Below are 23,459 nucleotides of genomic sequence, written 5' to 3'. Positions count from 1 at the left end.
TTGACAGTTGCAGACATATTTACCACTCACAGTCAGCGCTTGAAACCGGCATTACCGATAAAAAGCCAGCCTCACTGCCCTGTTAATTGTTTGAAAAGGCCATCGGCAAACTGGTCGTTATACTCGTATATCGTATTCTTCTTTCGCTCGAATGCACGCCGATTAAACTCGCGCACACCCGCTCCCTGAAAAATCTGCACCCCTTGGGTCTTGTAAGTCACGAATAAGAAGTTGCCGTTGTATTCCTTGTCCACCAAGTCCAGGCCGCCCATCAACATGGACATGCCACCGCCTGGCGTCGTAATGCAAGGCACAGCCTTGAAGCTGATGACGTCGTTTTTCTTGCTGCCGGCATCGACAATCTTCAGTGCGTCCTTATCGCCCTTAAGCTTGCTGAAACCCGATGCCACCAGGTTCAGGACGCTGCTTGCTCCACCAGAAACAACGGTCTCAAGCACTTGCAAAATCGCTTCATTCATCGTGATGGTGAGCTGTTTGCTGACGTATTTCTTGTAGGTGTAGCTTTGCGTCACCCAGCCCAGCGACAACAATGCCTCGTTGTACATCCGGTAGCGTTCTTCGTTGCTGGCTCCCTGGGGCAGTCGATTCCGGACCACTGCTTCGGCAAACTGCTGGCACTCCAGCGCAGCCTGCCTGTCGTCCTCCGAAAGCGCCTGTTCGAAGACCACCAGCGAGGGCCCTACTACCGAAGTCCCTACACCTTGCGCCGACGAATCACTCGATGCCGTCTCCAGGATCGAGGTGGAACGCTTGGTCCGCCGCCCTGGCGCGACGTTTTGCAGTTCTGCCGCAATGCCTTCGAAGTACTTATCCTGCATCGCATCATCAAATGCCATTTGAGTAACTGGCTGAATACTTATATCGCTCATTTAAATCTCCATTTAATTAACTTGCCACTCCATGCGACAACCTCAAACTAAAACAAAACACCGCCCCATTCAAAACAAAAACACTTAAAACTTATTTCAAATAGCAAGCATCAAAAAACCCACGACAACTTTCATTGACCGTGGGCTAATCGTTAGTTTGTATTTTTTGAAACAGCGGCCCGGAAAACCAGGCCGCTACAACTCAGGATACTGGTTTACTGCCATACCAGCGTGGCGTGTAGACCCACTCCCCGCCGCCAGTGCGTGGAAAAACGCAGGTCAGGGATGAACCGATCAACACCATGGTGCGCATGTCGACCTGATCCGGGGTCAACTGGCCAAGGGTGGTGACCCGCAGCGTCTGCCCCGGACGCCCGATATCACGCCCCAGCACCACGGGAGTCTCAGGCTCGCGGTGCCGGGTGACGATGTCCAGCGCCTGGCCCAATTGCCATGGCCGCGAACGCGAGATCGGGTTGTAGAAGGCCAGGGCCAGATCGGCTTGCGCGGCCAGGTCCAGGCGTTTCTCGATGATTGCCCAAGGCTTGAGGTTATCCGACAGCGACAGCACGCAGAAGTCATGACCCAGCGGTGCACCAGCCTGGGCGGCCGTCGCCAGCGAGGCGGAAACCCCCGGCAGAATCTCGAGATCAACGTTATGCCAATGGGCGTCGCTGGATTCATGCAACGCTTCCAGCACCGCCGCTGCCATGGCGAACACCCCCGGATCCCCCGAAGAAACCACCACCACCGAACGCCCTTGGGCCGCCAGTTCGAAAGCGTGACGGGCGCGCTGCATCTCTTCGCGGTTGTCCGTGCAATGCAGCACCTGATCGGCGCGAAACGGCCCGGCCATGCGCACGTAGGTTTCGTAGCCCAATACATCGTTGGCGCGGGCCAGTTCAGCCTTCACGGCCGGCACCATCAGCTCGGCAGCACCCGGCCCGAGGCCGATCACCGCCAGGCGTCCGCGAGGGCGGCCGATCTGCAACGGGTCCAGCGGCTGCTCTGCCACCGCAATGGCGACGGTGTCGCTACCAAGCATGGAAACGGGCTGGGCTATCGCAGTACGCAGACGTTCGCCAAGCGCCTTCTCCGCGTGACCAAAGCGCAACGGCACGCCCAATTCAAGCGCAGCTTCGCGCAACGCCGCGCTGGCCATTTCGGTATCGGCCGCCAACAGACAGGCCAGCGACTGCACGGCAATTTTTGCCTGATGCAATGCGTCGCGCACCGCCTGCGCGATGTTCTCCACGCCGGCATCCACAGCGACCACCACATTGCGCGGGTAGATCAACAATTCGTTGGCCGCGGGTGTCCGTTCGACATGACCGACATGCACCGCCAGTCGAGCCTGCGCATCTTCGGGCAACTGCGCCTGCGCCAGCCACGGAGCCTCACCCTCGATGCGCACGGTTTCGCCGGCGAGCAAATCGGAAACGAACCGCTTGCCCAGTTCCAGATCGCCAAGGGCATAACCGCTGGGCGGGTTGAGCAGGCACGTGCCGAAACGCAACTCGCCGCTGGTGGTGATCGCCGCAGCGACTTCAAGCACGGCGGCAATCTCCCGCGCCATCACATTCACCCCACCGAGACCGCCCAATAGTGGAACCACGGCACTGCCGTCTTCAGCCACCGCCAATACCGGTGGCTCGGCGCCCTTTTCCAGCAACAGGGGCGCCAGCGTGCGGATCACGATCCCCGCCGCGCACAGGGCAATGATCGGTGTGCCCTGTTGATAGAGCTCGCGCAGGGTCGCGCCGAATTCGTGATAGGCCCGATCCGCGCCTTCGACCCGTTCGGCCAGGCCATGGATAAGGGCTTCGGGGTACACCTGCTGAATGCTGCGTGCGGTAGCGAGGCTGCCATTGCCGAGAATGACAATCGCCGGAACTGGACGGGTCATCAGCCTTGCCACCTTTCACCGGGAACGATGATCAGCGAGAAATACGGCGAGGACATCGGCTCGACCTGATCCAGCGGCACGATCTTCTGATTGGCCATGGTTGCGCGCTCGACGTACAACGCACGTTCGGCCAGGCCGAGTTCCTCCAGCACCTGGCGAACCTTGGGAAAGTTGCGCCCCAGTTTCATGATGACGGCCGCATCGGCATCGGCCAGGCGACGCTTGAGTTCGTCGTGCGGCAGCACACCGGACAAAACCGACAGACTCTGATTGCGATACACCAGCGGCGCACCGAGCACCGAGGCGCCGCCGAGCATCGAGCACACGCCCGGCACGACTTCGGCCTGATAACGCTCGGCGAGCCGGTCGTGCAGGTACATGTAGGAGCCGTAGAAGAACGGATCGCCCTCGCAGATCACCGCCACGTCGCGACCGGCATCGAGATGCGTCGCCAGTTCTGTGGCGGCGTCATCGTAGAAGTCGCTGATCACTTGCTCGTAGGATAACGGCGCCGGCAACGCCTCGGTGGTCACTGGATATACCAGCGGCAACAGATTCTGCGCTTCCTGCAGATGCGCTTCGATGATGCCGAAGGCGTTGCCTTTCTTGCCCTTGGCCACGAAATACGCCACCACCGGCGACTCGCGCAGCAAACGCAGAGCCTTGATGGTAATCAGTTCCGGATCACCGGGGCCGACGCCGAGGCCGATCAAACGTCCAGGTTGCTGCATCATTCGATCTCCGTGGCGAGGGCATTGACGGCAGCGGCGGCCATGGCGCTACCGCCCAGGCGACCCTGCATGATGACAAAAGGCACGCCACGGCTGTCGGCCGCCAGCGCTGCCTTGGATTCGGCGGCGCCGACGAAGCCCACCGGGAAGCCGAGGATCAGCGCCGGTTTTAGCGCACCGGCGTCGAGCATTTCTAGCAAGTAAAACAGTGCCGTCGGGGCGTTGCCGATGACCACCACGCTGCCTTCGAGGTGCGGACGCCACAGTTCCAGCGCAGCGGCTGAGCGGGTGTTACCCAATTCACGAGCCAGTTCCGGAACACTCTCGTCGCGCAAGGTGCAGATCACCGGATTGTTCGCCGGCAACCGCGCGCGGGTAACGCCTTCGGAGACCATCCGCGCATCGCACAGAATCGGCGCGCCGGCCGCCAGCGCATCACGCCCGGCCTTGCCCGCCCCTTCGGAAAACTGCAAACCGTCGATGGCCTCGACCATGCCGCAGGCGTGAATCACACGGACCGCGAGTTTCTCCAGATCGCCTGGGATTCGCTCGAGGTTGGCCTCGGCGCGAATGATCGCGAAAGAGTTGCGATAGATCTCCTGACCGTCGCGGATGTAATCAAGCATCAAGGGGGCTCCGTGAGCGGGCGTCGAGCAGGGCCGCGACCGCTTCAATAGTAAGGTTGCGTGCGTGAAGCGCGCCGAATCCCGGCTGCGCTGCATCGCGAAAATAGAGATCGTAGTGACCTTGGGCGACGGCCAGTAATGTGACGGGCGCCGTATGCGCGGCGGCGCAGGAACGCGGGCAACCGCTCAGGTGCATGTTCGGCGCCGGTCCATGGCGGTGCAGCAGCGCGGCCAGTTGCAGGGCATCGCCCTTGGTCTCGGCCAATCCCTTGGCGCAACCGCTGGAACCGGTGCAGGCGATCAACCGGGACAATGGCTGACCGGCTTCACAGGACAAGCCCAGACGTTGCAAACGCCGTATGACTTCGGCGGCGTTTTCCATGCGGACATTGGGCAGCAGCAGGCTTTGCCAGGGTGTGAAGCGCAGACTGGCATCACCGAACTCGCGCGCCAGTTGTGCCACCCCCCGCAGCATCGCCGGATCGAGCCGCCCCAGCGGCGGGACGGCTCCCACATAGACAACACCGGACTCGGCCTGGGGATGGGCACCCAGGTGCAAATCACTGGAACCCGAAACCCGCTGCCAACCGACAACAGCTTGCAGCGGCACTCGCTCGGCCAGTCGAAGCACAATGCCCTCGATCGGGCACTCGGCCAACAAATGGCGCATCCGCGTCTGCTCGGGGCGCGCCAGTTCAAGGAACAACTCAAGGACCGCGACCACCAGCGCGTGCCCGTCAGCCAGTGCAACCGAACCGGCGGGGCTGTCCGTCGGGCATCCCGCCAGACCGAACGCCAGCCGTTGCTCGCCGTCTTGTTCAAACGCCGAGAGCCACAGGTCATGGGGATGCTCGAGCATCGTCAGGTCTTCGCCACCATCGAGTTGCACGGCGAACTTGGCACTGAGGTCGTGGAACGCTTCCTGGCTTTGCAGTGTGGCGAGAATCTGTCCGGCCAGCGGGCGAGTGTCGAACAGCATGCGCCGATCGATCCCGGCGCCGGGGCTGAGCATCAGGTTGCGCACATCGTCGCCAGCCGCCGTGCGCGGCCCCAGATCGGCGGCCAGCAGGCTATCGATCAACGCCGCTTGCTCATCGCCAATGCCACGGATCTGCAGATTGGCCCGGTTGGTCGCCTCGATCGCCCCGCTGGCGTAACGCTCGGCCGCAGACGCTACGGCGTCGCCCTGGTCGCTGCTGATCGAACCACCGTCCAACTTGATCCGGCAGATGCCGCCATCCAGCGCCGGGACAATACGCAGCAACCCCGGACAGGCCGAGGGGCGTAAGGCAGCGGACAGTGGACGTTCGTTCAAGGCGGACCCGTTCAGGTGGCGAGGCAGTTCACGGCGAAAGAGCGCGGTATTATGCCTGCTTTACTTCGCTGCATGAAAAGACTCCGGTCGGGAAGACAAGGCAGTCAGCTCAAGGAACCCGCGCTATCATGCCGCCCAACAACGTTGAACGCGTGATTGAGGAATGGCATGACACCCTGGCTGACGGTAGTAGGCATCGGCGAAGACGGTTTCAAGGGCCTGGGCAAGAACGCCCGGCATGCGTTGTTGCGCGCCGCGAAAATCTTCGGCGGCCAGCGGCATCTGGACTTGCTCCCGCCGTGCATACGCGGCGAGCGCCAGCCGTGGCCGAGCCCCTTCTGCCTTGAATCGCTGCTGTCGCACCGTGGCGAACCCGTTTGCGTCCTGGCCAGTGGCGATCCGATGTTTTTCGGCGTCGGCGCCAGCCTCGCCCGGCAACTCCCCGCGGCCGAGATGCTGACACTTCCCGCGCCGTCCTCCTGCTCACTGGCCGCGGCGCGAATGGGCTGGCCCTTGCAGGATGTGGTCACGTTGTCGGTGGTTGCCCGCCCCGTCGCCGCACTCAACGCGCAATTGTCCAGTGGCGTGCGCTTGCTGGTGTTGAGCAACGACGGCCGCAGCCCCGCCGCCATCGCTGCACTGTTGCGCGAACGTGGCTTCGGTCCGAGCCGAATAACCGTGCTCGAACATTTGGGCGGTGAAGCCGAACGTCGCATCGATGGCACCGCCAGCGACTGGGCCGATCCTGTGATCGCCGACCTGAACCTGATCGCCATCGAGTGCATCGCCGAGCCGAACACGCTGCGCCTGTCGCGACTGGCCGGTCTGCCGGACTCGGCGTTCCAGCACGACGGCCAATTGACCAAACGCGATGTACGCGCCATCACCCTCGCGCGCCTGGCCCCGGTCCCTGGCGAACTGTTGTGGGACGTCGGCGCCGGCAGTGGCTCGATCGGCATCGAATGGATGCGCGCCCACCCCGGTTGCCGCGCACTGGCCATCGAGGCGGATGCGGGCCGACAAGCGTTGATCGAACATAACCGCGATGCCCTCGGCGTTCCCGGCCTGCAACTGGTTCGCGGCAGCGCGCCACAGGCATTGGCCGGACTGGAGCGGCCGGATGCGATATTCATTGGCGGCGGTGTCACCCGCGAAGGCGTGCTCGATACCTGTTGGGCCGAACTCAAACCCGGTGGCCGGCTGATTGCCAACGCAGTCACCCTGCAAAGTGAAATGACCCTGATGGCCTGGCGCGAGCAACACGGCGGGGAGTTGACCCGCATTCATATCGCCCAGGTACAACCGCTGGGCGACTTCGACACCTGGCGCCAGGCCTTGCCGATTACCTTGCTGGACGTGACGAAACCCTTCGATGCGTGACGAAACCGCCGAACAACCCGCCCCCCTGCGCAGTGGCCTGACCACCGGCAGTTGCGCCACGGCCACCAGCCTCGCCGCCGCGCGTCTGCTGCTGGATGGCACATCGACCGATGCGGTGGAAATCGTGTTGCCCAAGGGCAAACAAGTGCAGATGCGCCTGGAGTTCTGCCGCCTCACCGAGGACGGCGCCGAAGCGGGAACCCTCAAAGACGCCGGTGACGATCCGGACGTGACCCACGGTGCCCTGCTCTACTCCCAGGTGCGCCTGAGCAGCGAACCGGGGACTCGCTTCAAGGCCGGTCGCGGCGTCGGCACCGTGACCCGGCCCGGGCTGGTGCTGGGTGTCGGCGAGCCCGCGATCAACCCGGTGCCGCGCAAAATGATCAGCGAACACTTGGCCCGACTGGCCGACGAACTCGGCTACAGCGGCGGCTTCGAGGTCACGGTCAATGTCGAGAACGGCGAGGCACTGGCACTGAAAACCATGAACCCGCGCCTGGGCATTCTTGGCGGCCTGTCGATCCTCGGCACCAGTGGCATCGTCCGGCCGTTTTCCTGTGCGGCCTACATCGCCTCGATCCACCAGGGCATCGACGTGGCGAAAACCAACGGTTACCTGCACATCGCCGCCTGCACCGGCAACGCCAGTGAAGACACCATGCGCCGGGTCTACAATCTGCCGGAAATCGCCCTGATCGAAATGGGCGACTTCGTTGGCGCCGTGCTCAAGCACCTGCGCAAAGTACCCGTGGATAAACTCAGCCTGTGCGGTGGTTTTGGCAAGATCAGCAAACTGGCGGCCGGGCACATGGATTTGCACAGTCGCCATTCGAGCATTGACCTGCCGCAACTGGCGCTGTGGGCGGCGCAGGTCGGCGCCGATGCGGCGCTGCAGCAGAATATTCGCGAGGCCAACACCAGCCAGCAGGCACTGGCCATGGCCGCCGCAGCCGGGGTCGCCCTGGGTGATGCAGTCTGTCACCACGCCCTGGACTTTGCCCGTAGCGTGGTGCCGGCGCAGGTTCAGGTGGAAGTCTTCGCCATCGATCGCCAGGGCGGAATCGTTGGCCATGCAGGAGCATTTCAATGAAGCGCATCCTGTTGCTCGGCGGCGTGACCGAAGCCATGGCCATTGCCCGCACGCTGGGACCGCAACATATCTACAGCCTGGCCGGTGTCGGTCGGGTGCCGACGGATCTGCAATGCCGGGTTCGCGTCGGCGGCTACGGTGGTGCCGAGGGTCTGGCGCAATTTATTCGCGATGAAGGCATCGATCTGCTGCTCGACGCCACTCACCCCTACGCCGCCCAAATCAGCCAGAACGCCGCGACCGCCGCGCGCTTGAGCGGCATTCCCTGCTGGGCGTTACGGCGTCCGGCCTGGCAAGCCCAGGCGGGTGATGACTGGCGGGAAGTCAGCGATTGGGCCGGACTGATCGAAGCCCTGAAGCCCTTCCGTCGCCCGCTGTTCACCCTCGGTCGCGAGCCCCTGCAACACCTGGACGAAATTCCTGCGGAGCAATTCTGGACCCTGCGCGCACTGGATGTGTACCCGGGCAACGAGCGCTGCGAAGTGATCGGCGCACGGGGACCCTTCCTGATCGACGATGAACGTGGGTTGTTCGAACGGCGAAACATCGACGTGCTGATCAGCAAGAACAGCGGCAGCACGGCGACCGAGCCGAAGCTGGAAGTGGCGCGTGAGCGTGGTGTGCCGGTGATCGTATTGAAACGGCCGGTGTTGCCGGGGGTTGATTGGGAGTTCCTGACGCCTGAGGAAACACTTGGCGCATTGTCGATCTTCGTTCATTAGGTCAGGATTATCGGCTTGCATGATAAGTAACCTATTTGTTACCGTCAGGGCCGCCTGTGATCACACTCGAAGAATACGTACAGGAAAACGAAACCAGCCCCTTTGGTCGCTGGTTTTCCAACTTGAATGCGCAGGCCGCGCTTAAGGTATCCACCGCGTTACTGCGCCTTGAGTTAGGAAACACATCAAACATCAAGTGGTTCGACGGGCTTGGCGAGTACCGGATAAATTGGGGCCCGGGCTATAGAATCTATCTCGTTCAAGAAGGGAAACACCTGATCATCCTTTTTGGTGGCGGTGACAAGTCCACACAAAAAACTGACATCAAGCAGGCGAAAGTACTGATAGCCGAGTTTCGATCCCGAAAAAAGACCGAACGACACCGGAGATAACGTCATGGCGCTCACCCGAAGCTACAAACACACCATTGCCGAGCGTGCCCAACGTGATCCCGAGTTCGCCCAGGCACTGTTGGATGAGGCTGCTACTCTGTTTCTTAACGGCGAACCCGAATTGGCGCGGATCATCCTGCGCGACCTCATCAACGCCACCGTTGGTTTTGAAGAACTCGCAAAGGAAACGGCAAAGCCCAGCAAAAGCCTCCATCGAATGTTGTCCGCCAAAGGCAACCCAAGCATGGACAACCTGGCTGCAATATTCGCCGTAATTCGCGCTACGCTTGGAGTAGAAATACAAGTACATGCGGTACGTGCGCACTGAGCTGACGTCTTTTTGCTGCGACACCAAACCGCACACCGCCTTTTTACTTATCGGCCCTGATCAGGCTAAATAGCCCGCGCCTGATCGCCCACCCAAGCGGATTTTCTCCCATGTCCCGACAACGGCTCGCAATTGCCTGGATAGCCTGCTTCGCAGTGCTGTTCAACATGCTCGCCATGCCGATGTCCGGAGCGATGGTGCAAACGGCTAATTCACCTGCCGAACAGTTGTTGTGGGGCAGTTTTTGCAGCGCCAGTGGCACCAGGATAGTGGCGATTTCCATCGGGGACCTTGAACAGAAAGCCCCGCAAAACGACGATCATTCCAACATGCAGCATTGCTGGTGCTGCTCGGGTTCCGCGCCATTGGTGGTGTTGCCGGGGCATTCGCCACAGCTGTATTTCGCGCTCTTCGAATCCAACCGAAGCCTGCCCGCCACCTCCCTCGAAAGCCCCTCGCCGCGCCAGCAATGGCCGAGTCTCAACCCCCGTGCGTCCCCTCTGGTGTGATTTTTTCTCGCAATTGACTGCGTTTTAAATCGTTCCGGAGAACTGCCATGTTGAACAAACTCATCGTTCTGGCTGCGTTGCTGCTGCCTGCCTGCTTTGCCAATGCCCACGAATACAAGGTTGGCACACTGGAAATCGCTCATCCGTGGTCCCAGGAGTTGCCGTCCAATGCGCCCACCGTTGCGGCGTATTTCGTGATCAACAATCAAGGCAAGACCGCCGACCGCCTGCTCAGCGTCGACACCCCAATTGCGGGCGAAGCGCAATTGCATGAGCACGTGATGCAAGGTGACATGATGAAAATGCAGCACGTACCGAGCGTGGAAGTGCCCGCCGGTGGCGAGGTCACTTTCGCGCCCATGGCCTATCATGTGATGTTGCTGAACCTCAAGGACCGCAGCCTGCTCACTGACGGCAAGCGCTTCCCCATGACGCTGCACTTCGAGAAGTCCGGTGACGTGACGGTCGAAGTCGCGGTGCAGAAGCAGGCGCCGGACGCCATGCAAGAACACAAGCACGCGCAATAACCTCCTGCGCTGAATACGCCCATGCGCCCGCTTAGCGCCAGGTCATCCAGGTCACGCAATCAGGCATTGAGCCTGACACGCGGCAGCTGGATCAGCCTGTTCGCCATGCTGATGATCTTTATCGGTCCACTGATTTCTCAGTCGATGCCGATGGATTCGCGCGCCATGTCGATGACCATGCCTGCGGGTATGAGCATGGACATGTCGGCGATGGAGCATGCCGACCATGCCACGCAAGCCACGCAAGCCACCGCCGAGCATTGCCCGCCAGCCCCCGGGCACCATGTGCTATGGGAAAAGTGCGGCTATTGCAGCCTGCTGTTCAATTGCCCGGCGCTGACCGGTGGCGTGTCTTTCGCCAACTTCGTCATCCCGCCCGTCAATACCTTCACCACACCCTCTGCGCGCCAGGGCCATGCCCGGCAAACCTTCTTCCCCGGCGCCCGTACCCGCGCCCCGCCCATCGTCGCGTAAACACTCACTTCTGATTTCGCACGGTCCGCAAGACAGCCAACGCTCACTCCCACATGGATTGTGCAGGCTGCCGGCCGTGTCGTTTACGACTGTTCGATGGAAATTGTCATGTCCAGGTTTTCCGCTGTCCCGTGCTTGAGCCCTGCCCAAGCCTCTTTTGCCCTGAACGAATCCAGCGCTCGTTTCAGGCACACCACCGCGATCCTGTGCGGTGCTTTGCTGGCGCCTTCTGCGCTGGCCGATGAACACTCCGGTCACACTGAAGAACTGAGCCCGACAGTGATTACCGCCGTTGCGCCCAGTTCTCCATTGACCATCGTCACCAATCCCAAGGACCCGCGCCAACCGGTGCCGGCCAGCGATGGCGCCGATTACCTGAAAACCATCCCCGGCTTTGCCATGGTGCGCAACGGCGGCACCAATGGTGACCCGGTGCTGCGCGGCATGTTCGGTTCGCGGCTGAACATCCTCACCAACGGCGGCATGATGCTCGGTGCCTGCCCGGGCCGGATGGACGCCCCGACTTCCTACATCTCGCCGGAAACCTACGACAAACTCACCGTAATCAAGGGCCCGCAAACCGTGCTGTGGGGACCGGGTTCCTCGGCTGGCACTATCCTGTTCGACCGCGAGCCGGAGCACTTCGGCGAACTCGGCACACGGGTCAACGCCAGCGTGCTGGCCGGCTCCTACGGCCGCTTCGACAAACTGGTGGACGCCGCAGCCGGCGGTCAGTCGGGTTACGTGCGGGTCATCGGCAACACCGCGCACTCCGACGACTACCAGGACGGCAACAACGACACCGTGGCGTCGCGCTATGACAAATGGAACGGCGACGTGGCCGTCGGCTGGACGCCGAATGCCGACACCTTGCTGGAGCTGACCGCCGGCCGTGGCGATGGTGAAGCCCGCTACGCCGGGCGCGGCATGGACGGTTCGCAGTTCCTGCGTGAAAGCCTCGGCCTGCGGTTCGAGCAGTCCAATATCGGCGAGGTGCTGGACAAGGTCGAAGCGCAGATCTACTACAACTACGCCGACCACGTGATGGACAACTACACCCTGCGCACGCCGTCCGGTACCGGGATGATGGCCGGCCCCATGGCCTCCAACGTCGACCGCCGCACCCTCGGCGCCCGGGTCAAGGCCACCTGGCGCTGGGCTGATGTGCAGCTGATCAGCGGTATCGACGCGCAGACCAACGAACATCGCCAGCGCGGCGCCATGGGCGTCGACACCTACAAGAACCTGCCCTACACCAAGGATGCCGACTTCCATAACTACGGTGTGTTCGGCGAACTGACCTGGTACGCCGCCGACCGTGACCGCCTGATCAGCGGCGCACGCCTGGACCGCGCCTCGGCCAAGGATTTTCGGCAGACCATCGGCTCGGGCATGATGACCCGCCCGAATCCGACCGCCGATGACACCCGCGCCGATACCCTGCCGAGCGGTTTCATCCGCTACGAGCATGACCTGGCCGACAGCCCGACCACCTTGTATGCCGGCCTCGGTCACACCCAGCGGTTCCCGGATTACTGGGAGCTGTTTTCACCCAAGTCCGGCCCCGCCGGTTCGGTGAATGCCTTCGATTCGATCAAGCCGGAAAAAACCACCCAGCTCGATTTCGGCCTGCAATACAAAACCGAATCCCTCGAAGCCTGGGCCTCGGCTTACATCGGGCAGGTGCACGATTACATCCTGTTCAACTACACCCCGACAATGATGGGTACGACCTCGCAAGCCGAAAACATCGACGCGCGAATCATGGGCGGTGAACTGGGGGCCGCTTACGACTTCACCGACAACTGGAAAGCCGACGCGACCCTGGCCTACGCCTGGGGCAAGAACAGCAGCGATGGCAGTGCATTGCCGCAGATGCCGCCGCTGGATGCCCGTTTCGGCCTGACCTACAGCGAAGACAACTGGAGCGCCGGCGCACTGTGGAGAGTGGTCGCCGCGCAAAACCGCATCGACCAGAACAAGGGCAACGTGGTCGGCAAGGACTTCGACAAGACGCCGGGCTTCGGCGTGTTCTCCCTCAACGGTGCCTATCGGATCAACAACAACTGGAAGGTCAGCAGCGGCGTCGACAACCTGTTCGGCAAGGCTTACGCCGAGCACTTGAACCTGGCCGGCAACGCCGGTTTCGGCTACCCGGCCAATGACCCGCAAGCCATCAAGGAGCCGGGGCGAACGCTCTGGACCAAGGTGGACATGAGTTTCTAAAAGCTTCGCGAGCAGGCTCGCTCCTACAGGGGAGCGAGCCTGCTCGCGGTCGGTTGCGCAGCAACCGCAAAACAAACAACTAAAAGATCCAGCCAAGCGGAGCACACGTGATGAAACAGCCCAAAGTGAATTTCTACAACCTGGCCTGGCGCTGGCATTTCTATGCCGGATTGTTCGTTGCGCCATTCATGGTGATGCTGGCCCTGACCGGCACCCTCTACCTGTTCAAACCGCAGCTCGACTCGCTGATGTACAGCAGCCTGCTCAACGTCCCGGCCGGTCATCACACCGTTCCGGCCGACGACCTGCTGACACGGGTGAAAACAGCTTATCCACAAGGCCAGGTCACCCAATACCTGCCACCGGTCAACGCCGAGCGCAGCGCGCAGTTTGTCGTGCTCAACGATGACAAGGAGCTGAACGTTTTCGTCGATCCGTACCACGGCGACATCCTCGGCGAGCAAGACGCCAAGAAGAACCTGCAAGCCATCGCCCGGTCGATTCACGGCGAGTTGATGATCGGCACCGTTGGCGATCGGCTGATCGAACTGGCCGCCGGTTGGGGCGTGGTGCTGGTGGTGTCCGGCATCTTCCTGTGGTGGCCGCGCGGTCAGGCGGCAGGCATCTTGTGGCCACGCCTGAACAGTCGTGGTCGCGTATTGTGGCGCGACCTGCACGCGGTCACCGGGTTCTGGGGCGCGTCCCTGCTGCTGGTGATGCTGCTCAGCGGCATGACCTGGACCGGCTTCTGGGGCAAGCAGTACGCCGAAGTGTGGAACGTGTTCCCGGCAGCCATGTGGGATGACGTGCCGAAGTCCGACGTCGAGGCGCGCAGCCTCAACACCGCCACCCGCCAGACCGTGCCGTGGGCCATGGAAAACACGCCAATGCCGATGTCCGGCGACCATGCCGAGCACATGACCCACGACGGCGCAGCGGCCGGCCCGGCCTCGCCGATGATTCGCCTGCAAGACGTACAAAACATCGCCAGAGAGCGCAAGGTCGAACCGGGTTACAGCATCACCCTGCCGACCACTGCAACCGGCGTGTTCACCATCGCCCTGTTCGCCGACGACCCGCGCAATGACGCCACGCTGCACATCGATCAGTACACCGGCAAGGTCCTGGCCGATGTACGTTTCGAGCAGTACGGCACCGTCGCCCGCGCCACGGAAATCGGCGTGATGCTGCACGAAGGCAAGATGTTCGGCGTGTTCAACCAGATCGTCGTGTTGCTGATCTGCCTGATGATTTTGCTCAGCGCGGTCAGCGGCGTGGTGATCTGGTGGAAGCGCCGTCCGCAAGGAAAACTTGGCGTGCCGCCGCTGCGCCACGACCTGCCGAAATGGAAAACCGCGATGGTGATCATGTTCGCCCTGGCGGTGGCCTTCCCGTTGGTGGGCGCTTCGCTGGTGGCGGTGTGGGTGCTGGATCGTGTGCTGCTGTCGCGCTTCACCCGGCAGACTGAGAGCGCCTCATCTTCATCATGAAACAGGCGAGATGCGCGGGATCGATAGCACTGTAGACTTCCCGCACTTTTCGTCGCTGCCCTATCGCGAGCAGGCTCGCTCCCACATTTGATCGTGTTCCAATGTGGGAGCGAGCCTGCTCGCGATGGCGTCATCCGCCGCTCCAGAAACTTCAAGAACAACTGCATGACCTCGCTGAACCTCACAAACCTCACCTGGTCCCCACTGGGTCACGGCCATTGCCATCATCAATTCCAGCTGCGTGACGCCTCGCTACACGTGGCCGCCGGTGAGTTCGTCGGACTGATCGGCCCCAACGGCAGCGGCAAGACCAGCCTGTTGCGATGTGCCTGGCGCTTCAACAAACCGGAAAGCGGCGAGGTCAGACTCGATCACCAGAACGTCTGGAAACAATCCTCGCGCTGGTGCGCGCAACGCATCGCCGTTGTGTTGCAGGAATTCCCTGATGCCTTCGGCCTGACCGTCGAGGAAGTGGTCGCCATGGGCCGCACCCCGCATAAAGGCTTGTTCGATGGCGACACCTTTGAAGACCGCGACCTGATCAATCAGGCCCTGGAATCCGTCGGCCTCAAGGGCTTCGAAGACCACGGGTTCGTCACTCTCTCCGGTGGTGAAAAACAGCGAGTCATCCTCGCCCGCGCCCTGGCCCAGCAACCACAATTGTTGATCCTCGACGAGCCGACCAACCACCTCGACCCGCGTTACCAGCTTGAGCTTTTGCAGTTGGTCACGCGCTTGAACATCGGCACCCTGGCAAGCATCCACGACCTCAATCTGGCGGCGGCTTTTTGTGATCGGCTGTACGTGATCAATCATGGTCGTATCGTCGCCAGCGGCACGCCAAAAGAAGTCCTGACGGCTGCGCTGCTGCGCAATGTGTTCGGCGTCGAAGCACTGATCGATGAACACCCACTGCACGGCTACCCACGAATCACCTGGATAACCCAACCATGACTTTGCGTTCCCTGCTGCGCTGCTGCCTCCCTCTCGTGATGCTGCTGGGCTGCGCCCAGGCATTGGCCGAAGCCACCCGTTACCCGCTGACAATCAAAAGCTGCAACCGCGAAGTGACTTTCAAGCAGGCACCACAACACGCCCTCAGCCACGACATCAACATGACCCAGATGATGCTCGCCCTCGGCCTCAAACCGCAGATGGCCGGTTACAGCGGCATCAGTGGCTGGAAGGCCGTGACGCCCGAGATGCAGGGTATTCTCGAAGGCCTGCCGGAACTGGCGGCCAAGTACCCGTCGGTGGAAACCCTGCTCAATGCCAACGTCGATTTCTTCTTCGCCGGCTGGGACTACGGCATGCGTATCGGCGGCGATCTCACGCCACAAACCCTGCAACCGCTGGGCATCAATGTGTACGAGCTGAGCGAATCCTGCGCCTTCGTGATGAAGCGCCCGCCGGCCAGCCTCGAAGACACCTACAACGATCTGCGCAACCTCGGCAGAATCTTCGACGTGCAGGACCGCGCCAATGCCCTGATCGCCGACATGCAGGCGCAAGTCGCGAATATTCGCAAAGACCTGCCCACGGAAAAACCGCGGGTCTTCCTGTACGACAGCGGCGAAGACCGCGCCATGACTTCGGGCCGCCTGGGCATGCCGCAAGCGCTTATCGACGCCGCTGGCGGACGCAATGTCCTGGAGGATGTCGACGCGAGCTGGACCCGGGTCAATTGGGAAACCGTGGTCGAGCGCAACCCGCAGGTGATCGTGATTGTCGACTACAGCGAAATCACTGCCGAACAGAAGATTCAATTCCTGCTGAGCAACAAGGCCCTGCAATCGGTGGACGCGATCAAGCACCAGCGCTTCATCGTCATCCCTTACGTGCAGGCCACGCCGGGGATCGATAACGTGCTGGCGGTCGCCACCCTGGCCAAGGGTTTCCACGGCGAATGATCAACCGTCGCTACGCCCTGTTGCTGATCGCCCTCGGTACCCTGTTGCTGGTGTCGTGCGTGGTGTCCCTGGGTTTCGGCCCGGCACGGGTGCCGCTGGATGTGGTGTGGCGCATCCTGTTGCACAAACTGTTCGGTTTCGGTGTGCCGGACTGGAACCCTGGACAAGAGCATATCGTCTGGCTGATCCGCGTCCCGCGCATGCTACTTGGCGCGTTGGTGGGCGCCGGCCTGGCGTTGATCGGCGCGGTGCTGCAAGCGGTCACGCGCAACCCGTTGGCTGACCCTCATCTACTCGGTGTGACTTCCGGTGCGACCTTGGGCGCAGTCATCGTGGTGCTGCATGTCGGTGAAATCGTTGGCCTGCTGACCTTGCCGATCGCGGCATTTATCGGTGCATTGCTGAGCATGCTGGTGGTGCTGATGATCGCCAGTCGCCAGGGTCGCCTCGACAGTGACCGCTTGCTGCTGTGTGGCGTGGCGGTGTCGTTCGTGATGATGGCGATTGCCAATTTGCTGCTGTTCATGGGCGACCATCGAGCCAGTTCGGCGGTGATGTTCTGGATGCTCGGCGGGCTCGGGTTGGCACGCTGGGAGCTGCTGGCGGTGCCGACAGCCTGTGTGTTGCTCGGGCTGATGTTACTGCTGGGCATGGCGCGACCGCTGAATGCACTGATGACCGGTGAGCAGACGGCGGTGACCCTGGGCCTGAATGCACGCACCGTACGCCTGCGAGTGTTTCTGATTGCGTCATTGATGACCGGGGTGCTGGTGTCGATCAGCGGCTCGATCGGTTTTGTCGGGCTGATGGTGCCGCACATTGCACGGCGCCTGGTCGGCGCTGAACACCGAAGATTGTTGCCGGTGTGCGTGTTGCTCGGCAGCGTTTTTCTGGTTTGGGTCGACGTCGCCGCCCGGACACTGATCGCCCCCGAAGACTTGCCCATCGGTGTTGCCACAGCAGCAATTGGCGGGTTGTTCTTCATCGGCTTGATGCGCCGCCGCTAACAACTTGTTTACTCAGACAGGTAACTTATTCCAAGCCGCTCTCGCGTTGAAAAACATTGTCTCAAGTTAACCATGAACAACTTTACGAACAAATTTACACTCCGACCCGCGAGCGAACAAGTAACTGACTCCCGCACACTTTGATAAAGATAACTCCTACAACTTAACCGACATAATTCCTACAAAAGCGGAAAGAGGTAAAGATGTTCAAAAAGATTGTCACAACCTTCGCGTTCATTTCGGCCCCTGTATGGGCAGCCCCCCTCCCATTCAACGGTCCTGATTACAGCGGGCAGTACGCATGTACCGGCGTGGACAGCCACATTGGCGAATTCAGCGGCGTCATCCAAATGAAACTAAACGCCGAACAAAGCAGCGGCGAGTATAGCGCCTACAACTTTACGTTGATCCTGCCCGACCAGTCCCACTATGACGGGTTCGCCGCCGCCAACCTTAACTCCCTCGCCATGTACTTTGCCCACACGGATCCAGCGCTTAAAGACTACGGAGTTGGCATTGCAAAAATCACTTCAACCCCTGAAGGAGAAGTGTCCTTCAGCAAATACTATTACGGTCCAGAGTACGAAGGTGGTGGACATGGTTTTGAAACCTGCATTAAAAGCTGAGTTGATGCGCCGCTGACCTTGTGGGAGCGGGCTTGCTCGCGATCGCGGTCTTTCAGTCAATGCAGATGTTGTCTGACCCGGCGTTTTCGCGAGCAAGCCCGCTCCCATAATTGATCGATGCTACCCGCCCCAATCTGGCGCAACTCTGCGCACCAACGCGCCAGACGCGATCCTTCATGGTGCGACATCAAACCGCTCAACCGCTCTAAAACGACATTTCCCTGCCTTTTGCCGACCGGGCACAGCCCTTGCAAAACACACCTTCAGTAGTCCGCATCTGCCAACCAAGAAAACTCATAAGTTCATGGAGATCGCACAATGAAGCGTCGCAGTTTGATCAAGGCTTTCACACTCTCGGCAAGCATCGCCGCGATGGGCATGACCTGGACTGTCCAGGCCGCCGAGACCATCAAGGTCGGTATTCTGCATTCGTTGTCCGGAACCATGGCGATCTCCGAAACGTCGTTGAAAGACATGGCGCTGATGACCATCGACGAGATCAACGCCAAGGGTGGCGTAAACGGCAAGATGCTGGAGCCGGTAGTGGTCGACCCGGCCTCGAACTGGCCGCTGTTCGCCGAGAAGGGTCGTCAGTTGCTGACCCAGGACAAGGTCGCCGTGGTGTTCGGTTGCTGGACTTCCGTGTCGCGCAAATCGGTACTGCCGGTGTTCGAAGAACTCAACGGCCTGCTGTTCTACCCGGTGCAATACGAAGGCGAAGAAATGTCGCCGAACGTGTTCTACACCGGCGCGGCGCCGAACCAGCAGGCGATCCCTGCCGTTGAATACCTGATGAGTGAAGAAGGCGGCAGCGCCAAGCGCTACTTCCTGCTCGGCACCGACTACGTCTACCCGCGCACCACCAACAAGATCCTGCGTTCGTTCCTGCACTCCAAAGGCGTGGCCGACAAGGACATCGAAGAGGTCTATACCCCGTTCGGTCACAGCGACTACCAGACCATCGTCGCCAACATCAAGAAGTTCTCGGCCGGTGGCAAGACGGCGGTTATCTCCACCGTCAACGGCGACTCCAACGTGCCCTTCTATAAAGAACTGGCGAACCAGGGCCTGAAAGCCACCGACGTTCCGGTCGTGGCGTTCTCGGTCGGCGAAGAAGAACTGCGCGGCATCGACACCAAGCCACTGGTGGGCAACCTGGCGGCGTGGAACTACTTCGAATCCGTGGAGAACCCGGCGAACAAGAAATTCGTCGATGACTGGAAAGCCTACGCCAAGAAACACAACCTGCCGGGCGCCGACAAGGCGGTGACCAACGACCCGATGGAAGCCACTTACGTCGGTATCCACATGTGGGCGCAAGCGGCGGAAAAAGCCAAGTCCACCGACGTCGACAAAGTCCGCGAAGCCCTGGCCGGCCAGACCTTTGCCGCGCCCTCCGGTTACACGCTGACCATGGACAAGACCAATCACCACCTGCACAAGCCGGTGATGATCGGCGAGATCCAGGCCGACGGTCAGTTCAACGTGGTGTGGCAGACCGAAGGCCCGATCCGCGCCCAGCCGTGGAGCCCGTTCATCCCGGGCAACGACAAGAAGCCGGAGTATGCGGTGAAGAGCAACTGAGCCATTGGGTGTCGGGCCCAAGCATTCGGGCCTGACACAAATCCCTGTGGGAGCGAGCCTGCTCGCGATGACGGCGGCACATTCAACATTTCTGTGACTGAACAACCGCTATCGCGAGCAGGCTCGCTCCCACAATGTCCGCGTCAAGGCGACTATCTATGCCCACCGCCCTTTATCGTCTCATCTTCGCCATCGCATTTTTACTGCCGGTGGCCGTCCACGCCGGTGACACCGAAGATTTCGTCGCCGTCAATCCCGTGCAGCAAGCCCGGCTGCTGGAAGCCTGGGCGGCGCAGCCCGATCCGGCCCGTATCGAATTGATCAACGCCCTGCAACAAGGCGAGTTGACCGTCGACGGCCAGCCGAAAACCCTGCGTCTTAACAACCGCCTGCGGGGTCTGATCGACACCGCGTTGGCCAGTCATCAATTGCTCGCCGCCGACGCCAAACTCCGTCTGAGTGCTGCGCAGCAACTACAGAAAAGTGCCAAGCCGGCGCAGTTGAAATTCCTCGACCAGCAGTTGGCGGGCGAAAAGGACGAAGGCGTTCACGCCGCCCTCAGTCTGGCCCTGGCGAATCTGCAGCTGGTGGATGCCGACCCGGCTGTACGGCTGGCCGCTGTGCGCTTGCTCGGCGAAACCGGCGACCCGCTGGCCCGCACCCGCCTCGAAGGTTTGCTCGAACCTGGCGTTGAGGCCGATGCCAATGTACGCACGGCTGCCGAAACCAGCCTCGCTCAAGTCAAACGCAAACTGCTGGTCGGCGAGCTCCTGGGGCAGGCCTTCAGTGGCATGTCATTGGGTTCGATTCTGCTGCTCGCCGCCCTGGGGCTTGCAATCACCTTCGGCCTGCTCGGCGTGATCAACATGGCCCACGGCGAGATGCTGATGCTCGGCGCCTACTCGACCTATGTGGTGCAACTGATGTTCCAGCGCTTCGCGCCGCAGGCTATCGAGTTCTATCCACTGATCGCGCTGCCCGTGGCGTTTTTCGTCACCGCAGCCATCGGCATGGCGCTGGAGCGCACGGTGATTCGCCACCTCTACGGCCGTCCGCTGGAAACCCTGCTCGCCACCTGGGGCATCAGCCTGATGCTGATTCAACTGGTTCGCCTGGTGTTCGGCGCCCAGAACGTCGAAGTGGCCAATCCGGCGTGGCTGTCGGGCGGCATTCAAGTGCTGCCGAACCTGGTGCTGCCGTACAACCGCATCGTCATCATTGCCTTTGCGCTGTTTGTGGTGGTGCTGACCTGGCTGCTGCTGAACAGGACTCGCCTCGGCCTGAATGTTCGCGCCGTCACCCAGAACCGCAACATGGCCGCCTGCTGCGGCGTACCCACCGGGCGCGTGGACATGCTCGCCTTCGGCCTCGGCTCGGGCATCGCCGGCCTCGGTGGCGTGGCCCTGAGCCAGATCGGCAACGTCGGCCCGGACCTCGGCCAGAGCTACATCATCGACTCGTTCCTGGTGGTGGTGCTCGGCGGTGTCGGTCAGTTGGCCGGTAGCGTGCTGGCGGCGTTCGGCCTGGGGATCGCCAACAAGATTCTCGAACCGCAGATCGGTGCCGTGCTCGGCAAGATCCTCATCCTCGCGCTGATCATTCTGTTCATCCAGAAGCGTCCGCAAGGCCTCTTCGCACTCAAAGGACGGGTGATCGACTGATGAACCAGCCCCTGCTCGTTACCGCGACCCAAAAAGCCGGCCCCAAAGTCTCGATTGCCGTCGGTGCAGTGATCCTCGTTGTGCTGTTGGCGTTACCGCTGCTGTCGCTGTTATCGCCGGACAGCATGCTGCACGTTTCGGCTTACACACTGACGCTGGTGGGCAAGATTCTTTGCTACGCCATCGTCGCCCTGGCGCTGGATCTGGTGTGGGGTTACGCCGGCCTGCTGTCCCTCGGCCACGGCCTGTTCTTCGCCCTCGGCGGCTATGCCATGGGCATGTACCTGATGCGCCAGGCTTCGGGTGATGGCTTGCCGGCGTTCATGACCTTCCTGTCGTGGACCGAAATGCCGTGGTTCTGGACCGGCACCAGCAGCTTCATCTGGACCCTGTGCCTGGTGGTTTTGGCGCCGGGGTTGCTGGCGTTGGTGTTCGGCTTCTTCGCCTTCCGCTCGCGGATCAAGGGCGTGTATTTCTCGATCATGACCCAGGCCCTGACCTTCGCCGGGATGCTCCTGTTCTTCCGCAACGAAACCGGCTTCGGCGGCAACAACGGCTTCACCAATTTCCGCACGATTCTTGGCTTCGGCATCACTGAGCCAGGCACCCGCGCGGTGCTATTTTTCGCCACGGTGCTGTTGCTGGTGGTGAGCCTGTACATCGGCTGGCGCCTGGCACAAAGCAAGTTCGGCCGGGTCCTGACCGCGCTACGCGATGCGGAGAACCGCCTGATGTTCTGCGGCTACGATCCGCGCGGTTTCAAGTTGTTCGTGTGGGTGTTGAGCGCGGTGTTGTGCGGCCTCGCCGGTGCGTTGTACGTGCCGCAAGTGGGGATCATCAACCCGAGTGAAATGTCGCCAACCAACTCCATCGAAGCGGCAGTCTGGGTGGCACTGGGTGGGCGTGGCACCTTGATCGGTCCGTTGCTCGGCGCCGGCGTGGTCAACGGCATGAAGAGCTGGTTCACCGTCGCGTTCCCCGAGTACTGGCTGTTCTTCCTCGGCGCGCTGTTCATCGTCGTGACCCTGTATTTGCCCAAGGGCGTGATCGGTCTGTTGAAGAAAAGAGGTGAGCAATGAGAGTCACTGCAACCGCTGAATTCATGCTCGAACCAGCGTTTTTTCCTGTGGAGCCCAACAAGGACGCCGGCAGCAGCCGCGATGCCATCGGCCTTGGCCAACGCGTCGGGCCAGGTCTGAACACCCGCCACGGCACCATCCTGACCCTGGAAGACATCAGTGTCAGCTTCGACGGCTTCCGCGCGCTGAATAATCTGAACCTGTACATCGGCGTCGGTGAACTGCGCTGCATCATCGGCCCCAACGGCGCGGGCAAGACCACGCTGATGGACGTGATCACCGGCAAAACCCGCCCCAGTCACGGCAAGGCCTGGTTCGGCGAAACCCTGGACCTGACGCAAATGAGCGAAGTGCAGATCGCCCAGGCCGGCATCGGTCGCAAGTTCCAGAAACCCACGGTGTTCGAAGCCTTGAGCGTGTTCGAGAACCTGGAGTTGGCGCAGAAGACCGACAAGTCGGTGTGGGCCAGTTTGCGCGCTCGCTTGAATGGCGAACAAAAAGACCGCATCGCCGAAGTGCTGGAGACCATTCGCCTGACCTCATCGGTCAATCGACCCGCCGGTTTGCTGTCCCACGGTCAGAAGCAGTTCCTGGAGATCGGCATGTTGCTGATGCAGGACCCGCAATTGCTGCTGCTCGATGAGCCGGTGGCGGGCATGACCGACGCTGAAACCGAATTCACCGCCGAGCTGTTCAAGAGCCTGGCCGGCAAGCACTCGCTGATGGTGGTGGAACACGACATGGGCTTCGTCGGCTCGATTGCCGACCACGTCACGGTGTTGCATCAGGGCAGCGTGTTGGCCGAAGGGTCGCTGGAGCAGGTACAGGACAACGAGCGGGTGATCGAGGTTTATCTCGGTCGCTAAACCTGCAAATACATCCCCCTGTAGGAGCGAGCCTGCTCGCGAAAGCGGTGCATCAGTCACCAACGATGTTGAGTGTGCCGACGCCATCGCGAGCAGGCTCGCTCCTACAGGGGATTTGAG

Annotated in this window: 23 protein-coding genes; 18 read left to right on the top strand and 5 right to left on the bottom strand. The window is 61.3% G+C overall.

Translation table 11 applies throughout. The features are described 5' to 3' along the window. Positions 1 to 71: 71 nt before the first annotated feature. The 5 genes from WHX55_RS02970 to cobG all read right to left on the bottom strand — a co-directional run bounded on the left by WHX55_RS02970 (position 72) and on the right by cobG (position 5,468). On the bottom strand, positions 72 to 890 hold the full coding sequence (locus tag WHX55_RS02970; protein ID WP_353742017.1) for a hypothetical protein: 819 nt from the start codon (positions 888 to 890) through the stop codon (positions 72 to 74). Positions 891 to 1,092: 202 nt separating this feature from the next. Further along, positions 1,093 to 2,796 carry a precorrin-3B C(17)-methyltransferase gene (gene cobJ / locus WHX55_RS02965; protein WP_353742016.1) on the bottom strand — a complete coding sequence of 568 codons (1,704 nt, stop codon included), beginning with the start codon at positions 2,794 to 2,796 and terminating at the stop codon, positions 1,093 to 1,095. Beyond that, positions 2,796 to 3,527, bottom strand: a complete 732-nt coding sequence (locus tag WHX55_RS02960) for a precorrin-2 C(20)-methyltransferase (protein ID WP_353743019.1) — start codon at positions 3,525 to 3,527, stop codon at positions 2,796 to 2,798. The genes cobJ and WHX55_RS02960 overlap by 1 nt, the downstream gene beginning before the upstream one ends. Next, positions 3,527 to 4,153 carry a precorrin-8X methylmutase gene (locus WHX55_RS02955; RefSeq protein ID WP_353742015.1) on the bottom strand — a complete coding sequence of 209 codons (627 nt, stop codon included), beginning with the start codon at positions 4,151 to 4,153 and terminating at the stop codon, positions 3,527 to 3,529. The genes WHX55_RS02960 and WHX55_RS02955 overlap by 1 nt, the downstream gene beginning before the upstream one ends. Next, positions 4,146 to 5,468 carry a precorrin-3B synthase gene (gene cobG / locus WHX55_RS02950; RefSeq protein WP_353742014.1) on the bottom strand — a complete coding sequence of 441 codons (1,323 nt, stop codon included), beginning with the start codon at positions 5,466 to 5,468 and terminating at the stop codon, positions 4,146 to 4,148. The genes WHX55_RS02955 and cobG overlap by 8 nt, the downstream gene beginning before the upstream one ends. A 168-nt stretch (positions 5,469 to 5,636) precedes the next feature. Between cobG and cbiE the strand changes: the two genes are divergently transcribed. The 18 genes from cbiE (at position 5,637) to urtD (ending at position 23,339) form a co-directional block, all read left to right on the top strand. Further along, positions 5,637 to 6,848, top strand: a complete 1,212-nt coding sequence (cbiE, locus tag WHX55_RS02945; RefSeq protein ID WP_353742013.1) for a precorrin-6y C5,15-methyltransferase (decarboxylating) subunit CbiE — start codon at positions 5,637 to 5,639, stop codon at positions 6,846 to 6,848. Continuing rightward, positions 6,841 to 7,938, top strand: coding sequence for a cobalt-precorrin-5B (C(1))-methyltransferase (locus WHX55_RS02940; RefSeq protein WP_353742012.1), 1,098 nt, complete (start codon positions 6,841 to 6,843; stop codon positions 7,936 to 7,938). The genes cbiE and WHX55_RS02940 overlap by 8 nt, the downstream gene beginning before the upstream one ends. Next, positions 7,935 to 8,660 carry a cobalt-precorrin-6A reductase gene (locus tag WHX55_RS02935; protein ID WP_150755866.1) on the top strand — a complete coding sequence of 242 codons (726 nt, stop codon included), beginning with the start codon at positions 7,935 to 7,937 and terminating at the stop codon, positions 8,658 to 8,660. The genes WHX55_RS02940 and WHX55_RS02935 overlap by 4 nt, the downstream gene beginning before the upstream one ends. A gap of 56 nt (positions 8,661 to 8,716) precedes the next feature. Then, the gene (locus WHX55_RS02930) at positions 8,717 to 9,052 is read left to right on the top strand and encodes a type II toxin-antitoxin system RelE/ParE family toxin (RefSeq protein ID WP_150727821.1); all 336 of its coding nucleotides are present in this window, start codon (positions 8,717 to 8,719) and stop codon (positions 9,050 to 9,052) included. Positions 9,053 to 9,056: 4 nt separating this feature from the next. Next, positions 9,057 to 9,380: a transcriptional regulator gene (locus tag WHX55_RS02925; protein ID WP_150727822.1), complete on the top strand. Its 324-nt coding sequence runs from the start codon at positions 9,057 to 9,059 to the stop codon at positions 9,378 to 9,380. A gap of 110 nt (positions 9,381 to 9,490) precedes the next feature. Continuing rightward, entirely contained in the window at positions 9,491 to 9,889 is a 399-nt protein-coding gene (locus WHX55_RS02920; RefSeq protein WP_353742011.1) for a DUF2946 domain-containing protein, read from the top strand. 47 nt (positions 9,890 to 9,936) lie between these two features. Then, positions 9,937 to 10,416, top strand: a complete 480-nt coding sequence (locus WHX55_RS02915) for a copper chaperone PCu(A)C (RefSeq protein WP_353742010.1) — start codon at positions 9,937 to 9,939, stop codon at positions 10,414 to 10,416. 21 nt (positions 10,417 to 10,437) lie between these two features. Further along, a complete protein-coding gene (locus tag WHX55_RS02910) occupies positions 10,438 to 10,890 on the top strand; it encodes a DUF2946 domain-containing protein (RefSeq protein WP_353742009.1) in 453 nt (150 codons plus the stop codon). Positions 10,891 to 10,998: 108 nt separating this feature from the next. Continuing rightward, a complete protein-coding gene (locus tag WHX55_RS02905) occupies positions 10,999 to 13,116 on the top strand; it encodes a TonB-dependent copper receptor (RefSeq protein ID WP_353742008.1) in 2,118 nt (705 codons plus the stop codon). A gap of 110 nt (positions 13,117 to 13,226) precedes the next feature. Further along, a complete protein-coding gene (locus tag WHX55_RS02900; RefSeq protein WP_150755861.1) occupies positions 13,227 to 14,606 on the top strand; it encodes a PepSY domain-containing protein in 1,380 nt (459 codons plus the stop codon). A 165-nt stretch (positions 14,607 to 14,771) separates the two neighbouring features. Next, complete coding sequence (locus tag WHX55_RS02895; RefSeq protein WP_150755860.1) at positions 14,772 to 15,560, top strand: ABC transporter ATP-binding protein; 789 nt, start codon at positions 14,772 to 14,774, stop codon at positions 15,558 to 15,560. Continuing rightward, on the top strand, positions 15,557 to 16,516 hold the full coding sequence (locus tag WHX55_RS02890) for an ABC transporter substrate-binding protein (protein ID WP_150755859.1): 960 nt from the start codon (positions 15,557 to 15,559) through the stop codon (positions 16,514 to 16,516). The genes WHX55_RS02895 and WHX55_RS02890 overlap by 4 nt, the downstream gene beginning before the upstream one ends. Then, entirely contained in the window at positions 16,513 to 17,523 is a 1,011-nt protein-coding gene (locus WHX55_RS02885; RefSeq protein WP_353742007.1) for an iron ABC transporter permease, read from the top strand. Before WHX55_RS02890 ends, WHX55_RS02885 begins: the two co-directional genes overlap by 4 nt. A gap of 203 nt (positions 17,524 to 17,726) precedes the next feature. Further along, a complete protein-coding gene (locus tag WHX55_RS02880) occupies positions 17,727 to 18,149 on the top strand; it encodes a hypothetical protein (RefSeq protein ID WP_150755857.1) in 423 nt (140 codons plus the stop codon). Positions 18,150 to 18,467: 318 nt separating this feature from the next. Beyond that, a complete protein-coding gene (gene urtA / locus WHX55_RS02875; RefSeq protein WP_150755856.1) occupies positions 18,468 to 19,733 on the top strand; it encodes an urea ABC transporter substrate-binding protein in 1,266 nt (421 codons plus the stop codon). Positions 19,734 to 19,891: 158 nt separating this feature from the next. Then, complete coding sequence (gene urtB / locus WHX55_RS02870) at positions 19,892 to 21,394, top strand: urea ABC transporter permease subunit UrtB (protein ID WP_353742006.1); 1,503 nt, start codon at positions 19,892 to 19,894, stop codon at positions 21,392 to 21,394. Then, complete coding sequence (gene urtC / locus WHX55_RS02865) at positions 21,394 to 22,473, top strand: urea ABC transporter permease subunit UrtC (RefSeq protein WP_353742005.1); 1,080 nt, start codon at positions 21,394 to 21,396, stop codon at positions 22,471 to 22,473. Before urtB ends, urtC begins: the two co-directional genes overlap by 1 nt. Further along, positions 22,470 to 23,339, top strand: coding sequence for an urea ABC transporter ATP-binding protein UrtD (gene urtD, locus WHX55_RS02860; protein WP_150727834.1), 870 nt, complete (start codon positions 22,470 to 22,472; stop codon positions 23,337 to 23,339). Before urtC ends, urtD begins: the two co-directional genes overlap by 4 nt. The last annotated feature ends 120 nt before the right edge of the window (positions 23,340 to 23,459 follow it).

Origin of the sequence: Pseudomonas fluorescens (assembly GCF_040448305.1) — a bacterium.
In the GTDB taxonomy this organism is placed as follows: Bacteria; Pseudomonadota; Gammaproteobacteria; order Pseudomonadales; family Pseudomonadaceae; genus Aquipseudomonas; species Aquipseudomonas fluorescens_BH.
Note: the sequence above shows the minus strand (reverse complement) of the source record. Positions and strands in the feature narration are given on the sequence as shown.